Annotated in this window: 12 protein-coding genes; 11 read left to right on the forward strand and 1 reads right to left on the reverse strand. The window is 36.1% G+C overall.

Translation table 11 applies throughout. From position 1 onward, the window contains the following. Window positions 1–114: 114 nt before the first annotated feature. Entirely contained in the window at window positions 115–588 is a 474-nt protein-coding gene (locus COL05_RS06935) for a MaoC family dehydratase (RefSeq protein WP_000914180.1), read from the forward strand. A 56-nt stretch (window positions 589–644) separates the two neighbouring features. Here COL05_RS06935 and COL05_RS31750 read toward each other — a convergent pair whose 3' ends face one another. Next, the gene (locus COL05_RS31750; protein ID WP_001241581.1) at window positions 645–776 is read right to left on the reverse strand and encodes a hypothetical protein; all 132 of its coding nucleotides are present in this window, start codon (window positions 774–776) and stop codon (window positions 645–647) included. 88 nt (window positions 777–864) lie between these two features. Between COL05_RS31750 and COL05_RS06945 the strand changes: the two genes are divergently transcribed. From COL05_RS06945 to nrdR, 10 genes are all read left to right on the forward strand, one after another. Beyond that, window positions 865–1,101: a hypothetical protein gene (locus COL05_RS06945; RefSeq protein WP_098668051.1), complete on the forward strand. Its 237-nt coding sequence runs from the start codon at window positions 865–867 to the stop codon at window positions 1,099–1,101. A 148-nt stretch (window positions 1,102–1,249) separates the two neighbouring features. Next, on the forward strand, window positions 1,250–1,969 hold the full coding sequence (gene phoP / locus COL05_RS06950; RefSeq protein WP_098668052.1) for a two-component system response regulator PhoP: 720 nt from the start codon (window positions 1,250–1,252) through the stop codon (window positions 1,967–1,969). Next, window positions 1,962–3,725: a sensory box histidine kinase PhoR gene (gene phoR / locus COL05_RS06955; RefSeq protein WP_098668053.1), complete on the forward strand. Its 1,764-nt coding sequence runs from the start codon at window positions 1,962–1,964 to the stop codon at window positions 3,723–3,725. The genes phoP and phoR overlap by 8 nt, the downstream gene beginning before the upstream one ends. Before the next feature lie 283 nt (window positions 3,726–4,008). Then, entirely contained in the window at window positions 4,009–6,642 is a 2,634-nt protein-coding gene (gene polA, locus COL05_RS06960; protein ID WP_142337385.1) for a DNA polymerase I, read from the forward strand. Window positions 6,643–6,654: 12 nt separating this feature from the next. Further along, on the forward strand, window positions 6,655–7,485 hold the full coding sequence (mutM, locus tag COL05_RS06965) for a DNA-formamidopyrimidine glycosylase (protein ID WP_098668055.1): 831 nt from the start codon (window positions 6,655–6,657) through the stop codon (window positions 7,483–7,485). A 72-nt stretch (window positions 7,486–7,557) separates the two neighbouring features. Next, complete coding sequence (ytaF, locus tag COL05_RS06970) at window positions 7,558–8,190, forward strand: sporulation membrane protein YtaF (protein WP_098668056.1); 633 nt, start codon at window positions 7,558–7,560, stop codon at window positions 8,188–8,190. 53 nt (window positions 8,191–8,243) lie between these two features. Beyond that, complete coding sequence (gene coaE / locus COL05_RS06975; protein WP_098668057.1) at window positions 8,244–8,846, forward strand: dephospho-CoA kinase; 603 nt, start codon at window positions 8,244–8,246, stop codon at window positions 8,844–8,846. A 109-nt stretch (window positions 8,847–8,955) separates the two neighbouring features. Continuing rightward, window positions 8,956–9,984 carry a glyceraldehyde-3-phosphate dehydrogenase gene (locus tag COL05_RS06980; RefSeq protein ID WP_000198979.1) on the forward strand — a complete coding sequence of 343 codons (1,029 nt, stop codon included), beginning with the start codon at window positions 8,956–8,958 and terminating at the stop codon, window positions 9,982–9,984. 387 nt (window positions 9,985–10,371) lie between these two features. Next, on the forward strand, window positions 10,372–10,755 hold the full coding sequence (speD, locus tag COL05_RS06990; RefSeq protein ID WP_002003660.1) for an adenosylmethionine decarboxylase: 384 nt from the start codon (window positions 10,372–10,374) through the stop codon (window positions 10,753–10,755). 285 nt (window positions 10,756–11,040) lie between these two features. Then, entirely contained in the window at window positions 11,041–11,502 is a 462-nt protein-coding gene (gene nrdR, locus COL05_RS06995; protein WP_001203687.1) for a transcriptional regulator NrdR, read from the forward strand. Window positions 11,503–11,650 lie beyond the last annotated feature (148 nt).

Here is an 11,650-nt window from a genome sequence, read left to right on the forward strand (position 1 = left end):
TCCTATAATGAAACTATAGATTTATACTATACATTGCCCTCATCATAGTAATTTTCGGATCAAGTATCGCTTTTAGTAGGATAATAAGGTGAAAAAATCGGAGGGGGTTGTAACATGTTAAAGAAAAAAGTTCAAATTGGTCGTAAAATGGATGAAATTACAGTAGGAGAGAAATTATCTATCACTGAAAAAATTGAGGATAAAGATTTGTTATTGTACTTAGGTTTAACGAATGATGCCAATCCATTATATATTCAGCATGATTACGCATCCCAAACTCCGTATGAAAAGCCGATTGTACCAAGCATTATGCTAACTGGAATGATTACAACGGCAGTTACGAAATATTTACCAGGTCCAGGTAGTCATATTACGAGAAAGGACCTTACGTTCGTGAAGCATGTTCACCATTATGAAACGTTACAAATCCACTTTGAAGTTGTGGCTGTTTCTGAGGAGGAGCATACAATTGATATGCTTGTATCTGCTCATGATGAAAAAGGAGAAACGGTTGTAAAAGGTTCATTAACAGTAACGCCGCCTTTCAAATCAGTTTCTATTATGGAAAAAGCATTAGATAATTTTTAAAAAATGAAAATATGAATAGCGCTAGCATACCTTACTATAAGGGGCTAGCGCTATTTTTAGTTGAAGAATCCTTGTGTGAATCCTTCAGCGAAATCTGAACAGCCTGTTTTAATCGTATCCCAGCTTGGGGCGTTGAATGTAAGAATACACGTCACTATTAAAGATAGAATAGGTAGAACTAGTCGCATAAAAGACCTCCATATAATAAATATTTATATATTTAAATTAATAATATAAGTGTTGGTAATGTAAGTCAATGAAGGGGGGTTTTTTAGGATGAGATGGAAAAAAGAAGACGTTATCTTTGAAACGATGAGAGAAGCTGAAGTGTGGGCGGACGGGGTCGCGAATGAAATGTATGGAAGACTATTTGATGGATATGAAACGCCGGACTATAAAATAGCATATGCTCTTTCGTTTTTACTAGCGCAAAATCGAGAATTCAATATTCATACGGAAGTAGAATGGAATGAAAAGATAGATGTGTATAAAGTATGGATAACAACACGTTAATGGAAGTGAATGAGTAATAACGATAGAACAATCTGAATCCATGAATAGACAATTATATTGAGAGGGACCTTGTTTTCTAGTATGATGAGAATAACGGGGAAAATACTAGGATGAAGAAGGTTTCAAGTCTATAACTTGGAGGAAAAGAATGAACAATCGTATTTTAGTAGTTGATGATGAGGAGTTTATCTTAACTTTAATTGAATTTAATTTACAACAAGCTGGGTTTGAGGTTATAACAGCGATGGATGGAGAAATGGCGCTTCAAAAAGCGACAACAGAACGCCCAGATTTAATTATATTAGATTTAATGCTTCCAAAAATGGATGGTATGGAAGTTTGTAAAGAATTACGATTGCAGCGCGTTATGACGCCGATTTTAATGTTAACAGCAAAAGATGATGAATTTGATAAGGTGTTAGGTCTTGAACTAGGGGCGGATGATTATATGACGAAGCCGTTTAGTCCAAGGGAAGTTGTGGCACGTGTGAAGGCGATTTTACGCCGTACGAAATTGCAACAAGAAGAGCAAGTTACAGAATCATCAGATGAAGAGAGTATCACAATTGCTGACCTTAAAATTTTGCCAGAGTTTTATGAGGCTTATTTCCAAGGAAGAAAGCTTGAACTAACACCAAAAGAATTTGAACTACTTGTTTATCTTGCGAAAAATAAGAGCCGTGTGTTGACGCGTGATCAATTATTAAGTGCTGTATGGAACTATGATTTTGCTGGTGATACACGAATTGTTGACGTTCATATTAGCCATTTGCGTGATAAAATTGAACAAAATACGAAAAAACCGACGTACATTAAAACGATACGTGGTTTAGGATATAAATTAGAGGAGCCAAAAGGGGATGAATAAATTTCGTTCCAGGCTTCTTTTTACATTTGTTTCTCTTATTGTTTTCATTTTAGTCGGACTAGGTTTACTGCTGGAAACTGTGTTTGAAAACTACTATATAGATCATGCAAAAGAGAGAATGGTAAAAGAGACAGAATACGTTGCGGTATTAGCAGAAGAACAAGGTTTTGATGATGTTTTAAAAAATCCGTATGTATTTGAAAAGTTAGAAGAAAAAATTCAGGCGTCTATTGCATTTGTAGATGAAAAAAAGAAAGTTCAATATAGCGGAGGAGAACATTCTGCGTTTAGCCAAGGGATGATTAAAGAACTTTCTTCTGAAACGACAAAACAAAGAAATAAAGTCATTACGAAAGAAACCGATCAAAATAATGAATTTTACCATGCGGTATTCGTTCAAGATGTAGCAGGGAAACAAGGTTACATTTTGGTGAAAAGTACAATTGAGCCTTTGAAAGCTGTTCATCAAAAAACGTGGGGATTATTAATTATCGGATTTGTTATCGCGTGTCTCGTCGTCGTATTTCTAGGTATGAGAATTACAGGGCAATACATTAGGCCGATTGAATCCGTTACGAAAGTTGCTATCGAATTAGCGAAGGGCAATTATAAAGCACGCGCTTATGAAAATCATTCAGATGAAACGGGAATGTTGAGTAAGGCGATTAATATTTTAGCTCGTAATTTACAAGAGATGACACTTGAACAAGAAATGCAACAAGATCGTCTGCATACGTTAATTGAAAATATGGGAAGTGGAATGATTTTAATTGATAGTCGCGGTTATATAAACCTTGTAAACCGTTCATATAAAGAAACTTTCCACGTAACAGATGAAGAATATTTAGATCGTTTATATTATGAATCGTTTCATCATCCAGAAATTATAGAGCTTGTGGAAGAAATCTTTATGACAGAAGTGAAAGTGCGTAAACAAATGTTATTGCCGCTTGGAATTGAGCGAAAGCATTTTGAAGTATATGGAGCACCAATTATCGGGACGAATCATGAATGGAAAGGAATTGTCCTTGTATTCCATGACATTACTGAGCTGAAGAAATTAGAACAAATGAGAAAAGACTTCTTAGCGAATGTTTCTCATGAACTAAAGACGCCGATTACTTCTATTAAAGGTTTTTCGGAAACGCTATTGGACGGTGCTATGGATAATAAAAAATTCTGCGAACATTTCTTACACATTATTTTAAAAGAAAGTGAACGCATGCAAGGGTTAATTGAAGATTTATTAGATCTATCAAAGATTGAACAACAAGGATTTAAATTGAGTATGGGGACCGTTGATATGAAGGGACTTCTTGAAGACATTCATATGGTGCTTGATAATAAAGCGGGAGAAAAAGAAATCTCTTTACAAGTAAATACGCTAAAACGAGTCTCTGTCATTGGAGATCCAAGTCGTTTGAAGCAAATCTTTATTAATTTAATTAACAATGCAATCGTATATACGCCGGCTGGAGGCGTTGTTTCTGTAGAATTAGCAGAAGATAAATATAATGCTTATATAAAAGTTTCGGATACTGGAATTGGTATTAGTAAAGATGAAATTCCACGTATTTTTGAACGCTTTTACCGAGTAGATAAGGCGAGAAGTCGAAATACTGGTGGGACAGGTCTCGGATTATCGATTGTAAAACATTTAGTTGAGGCGCATCACGGTACGATTACAGTGGATAGTGAAGTTGGGGAAGGGACAACATTTACAGTTGTTTTACCAAAATCAGCAACTGAAAAATAGGGTGAAGGATGTTTACAATATATTAACAATGGCTTAATTAAATATTAATAAAGCTCTGTTAATATAATACATGAAAACCCCTTCATCCAAGGAGTAATTTTGGACGAGAATAGTTATGCTGTTCTCGTCACTTCCCTTTTATATTAGTAAACGTTTTTATATATGATAGAAAATAGCCGTTATTTTTCTTCTCTCTATTAGTCATGTTAATATAGAGAGAGGAAAGGAACGGTTTTTTTCTGTGAAAAAAATCATTTCAAATTTGTATGGGGAGGTTTCTGATTTGGAAAAAAAGGTCGTATTAGTAGATGGTAATAATATCGCGTATCGTGCTTTCTTTGCACTACCGCTTTTAAATAACGACAAAGGTATACATACGAACGCAATTTACGGTTTTACAATGATGTTGATGAGAATATTAGAGGAAGAAAAACCGACGCATATGTTAGTAGCATTTGATGCGGGGAAAACGACATTCCGTCATAAAACATATAGTGAGTATAAAGGAGGGCGTCAAAAGACTCCACCTGAATTATCAGAGCAATTTCCGTTTATTCGTGAGATGCTTGATGCATTCAACGTACCGCGCTATGAATTAGAAAATTATGAAGCGGACGACATTATGGGAACGCTAGCGAAAGAAGCGAGTGAACAAGGAGCAAATGTAAAGGTTATTTCAGGAGATAAAGATTTACTTCAACTTGTTTCTGATAACACGCTTGTATGTATTCCTAGAAAAGGGATTACGGAAGTAGATGAATATACGAAAGAAGCTTTATTTGAGAAATACAGCTTATCACCAAAGCAAATTATCGATATGAAAGGTTTAATGGGAGACCAATCAGATAATATTCCAGGTGTACCAGGAGTTGGTGAAAAAACTGCGATTAAATTGTTAACACAGTTTGGAACGGTTGAAGAAGTGTATGAAAATATAGATCAAGTAAGCGGGAAGAAATTAAAAGAAAAACTGGAAGCAAATAAAGACCAAGCTCTTATGAGTAAAGATCTGGCAACTATTATTACAGATGCGCCGATTACAGTGCATGTGGATGATATGGAGTATAAAGGGTATGAAGCGAGTGATGTCATTCCGATGTTTGAGAATTTAGGGTTTACATCTCTTTTAAATAAATTAGGTGTTACGCCAGAAGAAACGGCTCCAGCGGAATTAGATGATATTACATTTGATATTGTGGAAGAAGTTACAGATGAGATGCTTCAGCAAGATAGTGCGCTTATTGTTGAAGTACAAGAAGATAACTATCATAAAGCAGATATTCAAGGTTTCGGTATTCAAAATGAAAATGGTTGCTACTTTATTCAGACAGACATTGCACTTAAGTCAGACGCTTTTAAAGAGTGGCTTGCAGATGGGGAAATGAGAAAGCATACATTTGATGCGAAGCGTGCGATCGTTGCACTGAAATGGAACGGTATAGATATGCAAGGGATCGACTTTGATCTATTAATCGCCGCTTATTTACTTGATCCGGCTGATACGGATAAAGATTTCCGTACTGTAGCGAAAATGAAAGAAACGCATGCTGTGAAATCCGATGAAGAAGTTTACGGAAAAGGTGTGAAGCGTGCTGTGCCAGAGTTAGAAGTAGTAGCGGAGCATGTAGCTCGTAAAGTGCATGTATTATATGATGTAAAACAAACATTCGTTGAAGAATTAGAGAAGAATGAGCAATATGAACTGTTTACAGAGTTAGAATTACCGCTTGCACGTGTATTAGCTGATATGGAAGTAAAAGGTGTAAAAGTTGATACAGAGCGCCTTCGTAATATGGGAGAAGAACTTGCAGGTAGATTAAAGGAAATGGAACAGGAAATTTATAAGCTTGCGGGAACAGAATTTAATATTAATTCACCGAAGCAGTTAGGTGTTATTCTGTTTGAGAACTTAAACTTACCAGTTATTAAAAAGACGAAAACAGGTTATTCTACGTCAGCTGATGTACTAGATAAGCTGATGGATCACCATGAAATTATTCCAAACATTTTACATTACCGTCAATTAGGGAAACTAAACTCAACGTATATTGAGGGTTTATTAAAAGTTGTACATGAAGACACATCTAAAATTCATACTCGTTTCAATCAAGTATTAACGCAAACGGGCCGATTAAGTTCAACGGATCCAAACTTGCAAAATATCCCGATTCGATTAGAAGAAGGAAGAAAGATTCGTCAGGCATTCGTTCCATCTGAAGAAGGATGGATTATGTACGCAGCGGATTATTCGCAAATTGAACTTCGTGTATTAGCTCATATTGCAAATGATAAAGGGCTAGTTGACGCATTCCAACATGATATGGATATTCATACGAAAACAGCTATGGATGTATTTGGCGTTGAAAAAGATGAAGTAACTTCAAATATGAGAAGACAAGCGAAGGCTGTTAACTTCGGAATTGTGTATGGTATTAGTGATTATGGTCTTTCACAAAACTTAGGAATTACAAGAAAAGCGGCAGCGGAATTTATTGAAAAGTATTTAGAAAGTTTCCCTGGTGTACAAGAATACATGGATGACATCGTAAAAGATGCGAAGCAAAAAGGATATGTGGCTACACTATTAAATCGCCGTCGTTACATTCCAGAAATTACAAGTCGTAATTTCAATTTACGTAGCTTTGCTGAGCGTACAGCTATGAATACACCAATTCAAGGTACTGCAGCAGATATTATTAAAAAAGCGATGATTATTATGGCAGATCGTTTAGAAGAAGAAGGATTACAAGCGCGTCTTCTTCTGCAAGTACACGATGAATTAATATTTGAAGCACCAAAAGAAGAAATTGAAAAATTAGAGAAGCTTGTACCAGAAGTAATGGAGCATGCAATTGAACTCGCAGTTCCGCTAAAAGTTGATTATTCTTACGGTCCAACTTGGTACGACGCAAAATAAGGAAGTGATGAAATGCCTGAATTACCAGAGGTTGAAAACGTCAGACGGACACTTGAAAATCTTGTAACAGGAAAAACAATTGAAGATGTCATTGTTACCTATCCCAAAATAGTAAAACGTCCAGATGATGCAGAAATCTTTAAAGAAATGCTAAAAGGCGAGACGATTGAAAGTATAAAGCGAAGAGGAAAGTTTTTGCTTTTATATGTAACGAATTATGCCATTGTTTCACATTTGCGTATGGAAGGTAAGTATTTACTGCATCAAGAGGATGAGCCAATTGATAAGCATACGCACGTCCGTTTCTTATTTACAGATGGAACTGAATTACATTATAAAGATGTGAGAAAGTTTGGTACGATGCACCTCTTTAAAAAAGGTGAAGAGTTGAATCAAATGCCTCTTGCTGATTTAGGTCCGGAGCCTTTTGATGCTGAATTGACACCACAATATTTACAAGAGAGATTGCAAAAGACGAATCGTAAAATAAAAGTTGTATTATTAGACCAGCGTCTATTAGTGGGACTTGGAAATATATATGTAGATGAAGTTTTATTCCGTTCTCAAATTCATCCAGAGCGAGAAGCGTCGTCTTTAACAACAGAAGAAATCGAACGAATTTACGAGGCGACTGTTACAACGTTAGGCGAAGCAGTGAAGCGTGGCGGAAGTACCATTCGAACGTATATTAACTCGCAAGGGCAAATTGGTTCGTTCCAGGAACTTCTAAATGTATACGGAAAAAAAGGAGAACCGTGTGTGACTTGCGGTACGATATTAGAAAAAACAGTTGTTGGCGGAAGAGGAACGCATTACTGCCCGATTTGTCAGCCAAGAATATAGAAAAGAGATAACATCGGATAGGCATTTGTCATATACATACAGCAGAGCTATGTATAAGGGAGGAGCTTACCGATGTACCTTTATTTATCTCTTATTTTATTAGCTTTTACATTAAGCTTAGATAGCTGTAGTGTAGGGCTAACATATGGGTTAAGAAGTGTAAGAATTCCACTAAGATCAATTATAATTATCGGAATGTGTTCAGCGGCTGTTATGCTTGTTTCAATGGGAATTGGACATATGATCGCAAAAATATTTTCACCTGTTACCGCAACGCGTATCGGTGGGCTTGTTCTTATTGGAATAGGAATTTGGGTATTATACCAATTTTTTCGAAGTGAGAAAAAAGAAGAACTGAAGCAAGAGGAGAAGGTTTGGAAATTAGAAATTGCTTCACTCGGGCTAGTGATCCAAATTTTACGGAAACCGACTGTCGCAGATTTCGATAAATCAGGCACCATTTCTGCAGGAGAAGCATTGCTTCTTGGTATCGCTCTTTCTGTAGATTCGTTCGGTGCTGGAATTGGTGCATCTTTATTAGGGTATGCACCTGCAATGATGGCAATATTAGTTGCGGTTATGAGTTCTTTGTTTTTATTTATCGGAATGAAACTTGGAACGGTTTTATCAAATATGAAATGGTTACAAAAATTTACATTCCTGCCTGGGGTATTACTCATTATTATTGGAATTTGGAAAATGTAAGTATGGGCGTGGAACATTAGTTTCGCGCCTTTTATATTGTGAGGAGGATTATGATGACAGTAGTAATTGGATTAACGGGAGGCATTGCAAGCGGGAAAAGTACGGTATCAGAAATGTTTCGTGAGTTAAGTATACCGGTTATTGATGCGGATATTATTGCAAGAGAAGTTGTAGAGCGAGGAAAACCAGCATATAACAAAATAGTGGAAGTGTTTGGAGCGGAAATATTACAAGAAGATGGAGAACTGGATCGGCCGAAATTAGGAAGTGTCGTTTTCAATAATGAAGAAAAGCGATTGCAGTTAAATAAAATTGTTCATCCTGCAGTGCGTGAGGAAATGAATAGGCAAAAGGAAATGTACATAAAAGAAGGTGCGCAAGCGATTGTGTTAGATATTCCTCTCTTATTTGAAAGTAAATTAACAAGTCTCGTTGATCGTGTTTTAGTTGTAGCGGTTAAGCCGCAGACGCAATTAGAACGTTTAATGAAGCGCAATAATTTTTCAGAAGAAGAAGCAACAGCACGTATTCAATCTCAAATGCCGTTAGAGGAAAAAGTGAAACATGCAGATGAAGTGATAAATAATGATGGCACAATTATGGAAACGAAAACACAATTGCAGGTAATTTTAAAGAATTGGAACATTATTGACTAAAAAATTGTGAAATTAATGAAAATGCTTAGTGACATATCCCCTTTTTGTGTTATACTATTATTGGGATTGGAGATAAATAGTATAACGCATTCAAGGGGGATAACATATTATGACTCGTGTGGCAATTAATGGATTTGGACGTATTGGGAGAATGGTATTTCGTCAGGCAATAAAAGAAAGCGCATTCGAAATTGTAGCAATCAATGCAAGCTATCCATCTGAAACGTTAGCACATTTAATTAAATATGATACAGTTCACGGCAAGTTTGACGGAACAGTAGAAGCATTTGAAGATCACTTATTAGTTGATGGGAAAATGATTCGCCTTTTAAACAACCGCGATCCAAAGGAATTGCCTTGGACAGATCTAGGTGTTGAAGTTGTAATTGAAGCAACTGGTAAGTTTAATTCAAAAGAAAAAGCAATTCTTCACGTTGAAGCTGGAGCGAAAAAAGTTATTTTAACAGCGCCTGGTAAAAATGAAGATGTAACAATTGTAGTTGGTGTGAACGAAGACCAATTAGATATTACAAAACATACTGTCATTTCAAATGCATCTTGTACAACAAACTGTTTAGCGCCTGTTGTTAAGGTGTTAGATGAGCAGTTTGGAATTGAAAACGGTTTAATGACGACAGTTCATGCTTATACAAATGACCAAAAAAATATTGATAACCCACATAAAGATTTAAGAAGAGCACGTGCTTGCGGACAATCGATTATTCCGACAACGACAGGTGCTGCGAAAGCGCTAGCAAAAGTTCTTCCACATTTAAATGGAAAACTTCATGGTATGGCACTTCGTGTACCAACACCAAACGTGTCTCTTGTTGACCTAGTAGTAGATGTAAAACGTGATGTGACAGTTGAAGCTATTAACGAGGCATTCAAAACTGTTGCAAATGGTGCGCTTAAAGGCATTGTAGAATTCAGTGAAGAGCCTTTAGTATCTATTGACTTTAATACAAATACACACTCAGCTATCATTGATGGTTTATCTACAATGGTAATGGGTGATCGTAAAGTGAAAGTACTTGCTTGGTATGATAACGAGTGGGGTTACTCTCGTCGTGTTGTAGATCTTGTAACGTTAGTTGTTGAAGAATTAGCGAAACAAGAAAATGTGCAACATATTTAAGTGAATAAGGGAGAGGGCAAGTGAATATTTGCCCTCTTTTTTTAATTTTTTCTGAAAAGGAAAAAAATTACAGGAGTATATTTTCGGAAGTGGACATACCACGAAACGTTGGGATTACTGTATTTGTGAATCATTTATTTTTTTTAGGGAAAAGTAAAGAGGAAAATATGACAGAAAATCGAAAAAACTGTTGTTGCAAAATGAAAATAAACAAAGTATACTAACACTCGTAAACTTAAGAGCTGAGGTACGTAGTCACTACTTAAAGGGTTAGGACCTCTCTGGACTAACTTTCCCCCGTGGTAGTGGAGCAAGCCAAATTGCAAATTAGTTTTCAATTCGAACAGTTAGAATAAATTTACAAGGGGGAACTGTAGAATGGATACTATGGATACGATGGGTCGTCACGTGATCGCTGAACTTTGGGATTGCGATTTCGACAAGCTTAATGACATGCCGTATATTGAACAATTATTTGTGGATGCAGCACTAAGAGCTGGTGCTGAAGTGCGTGAGGTAGCTTTCCATAAATTTGCACCACAAGGTGTAAGTGGAGTAGTAATTATCTCGGAATCACATTTAACAATTCATAGCTTTCCGGAGCACGGTTACGCAAGTATTGATGTTTATACTTGTGGGGATCGTATTGATCCAAATGTTGCTGCAGAATATATTGCAGAAGGTTTAAACGCGAAAACGCGTGAGAGCATCGAGCTTCCTCGAGGCACTGGTAGCTTCGAAATTAAGCAGAGAGAAACAAAAGCTCTTTAAAAAAGAACATAATTGATTTAAAATGTAAAGAGGTGTATAATGCACCTCTTTTTTAGTTTATAAAAAAGGGGAAATATAACGTACTCGTTAGGTAAATAAATGGAGCTCTTACGAATAAGTTAGCATTCCATCTACCATCTTATTTTCGAAACCAAGATGATGACATAACGTGCTTTAACTTAAAGTGGTAAGAGAGTTAGAATGAGTTATATAATAATGTATATATATTGTCAGATGAAGTAAGTAGAGAAAAAATAAAGAGTATAGTGTAAAGGAGTGAATATATTGCGTTGTCCATCCTGTTCTCATAATGGTACAAGAGTGTTAGATTCGCGTCCGGTAGACGAGGGGCGCTCTATTCGAAGAAGGAGAGAGTGTGAAAGTTGTTTAAGCCGCTTTACAACATTTGAAAGAGTAGAAGAGTCACCTCTTATCGTTGTAAAGAAAGAAGGCACACGAGAAGAGTTTAATAAAGAAAAGATTTTACGTGGCTTAATTAAAGCGTGCGAAAAAAGACCAGTATCTTTAAGACAATTAGAAGAAGTAACTCAAAGTGTGGAACGTGAACTTCGTAATTTAGGTATATCAGAAGTGAAAAGTGATATGATTGGTGAAATTGTTATGGAAGAACTGCGTGATATCGATGATGTTGCTTACGTGCGTTTTGCTTCTGTATATCGCCAATTTAAAGATTTAAATGTATTTATTGAAGAATTAAAAGATATACTGCAAAAAGAAAGAGAGTAGAATTTGTATTGTATTCTCTTTACATACTGTAAGGAATGAGATAAGAGAGCTAGAAGCGAAAGCTAATAGCTCTTTTTCGCTAAGAAATTATATAGTAAAGATAGAACGAATGCAGTAGAGGATAGATTGGATGAGAGAAAGGAAAAGC

The organism is Bacillus sp. AFS059628, from assembly GCF_002571225.1.
GTDB lineage: Bacteria > Bacillota > Bacilli > Bacillales > Bacillaceae_G > Bacillus_A.

Coding starts and splice junctions, on each gene's coding strand:
- COL05_RS06935 (WP_000914180.1), top strand. CDS start 115: ATGTTAAAGAAAAAAGTTCAAATTGGTCGTAAAATGGATGAAATTACA.
- COL05_RS31750 (WP_001241581.1), bottom strand. CDS start 776: ATGCGACTAGTTCTACCTATTCTATCTTTAATAGTGACGTGTATTCTT.
- COL05_RS06945 (WP_098668051.1), top strand. CDS start 865: ATGAGATGGAAAAAAGAAGACGTTATCTTTGAAACGATGAGAGAAGCT.
- phoP (WP_098668052.1), top strand. CDS start 1,250: ATGAACAATCGTATTTTAGTAGTTGATGATGAGGAGTTTATCTTAACT.
- phoR (WP_098668053.1), top strand. CDS start 1,962: ATGAATAAATTTCGTTCCAGGCTTCTTTTTACATTTGTTTCTCTTATT.
- mutM (WP_098668055.1), top strand. CDS start 6,655: ATGCCTGAATTACCAGAGGTTGAAAACGTCAGACGGACACTTGAAAAT.
- ytaF (WP_098668056.1), top strand. CDS start 7,558: ATGTACCTTTATTTATCTCTTATTTTATTAGCTTTTACATTAAGCTTA.
- coaE (WP_098668057.1), top strand. CDS start 8,244: ATGACAGTAGTAATTGGATTAACGGGAGGCATTGCAAGCGGGAAAAGT.
- COL05_RS06980 (WP_000198979.1), top strand. CDS start 8,956: ATGACTCGTGTGGCAATTAATGGATTTGGACGTATTGGGAGAATGGTA.
- speD (WP_002003660.1), top strand. CDS start 10,372: ATGGATACGATGGGTCGTCACGTGATCGCTGAACTTTGGGATTGCGAT.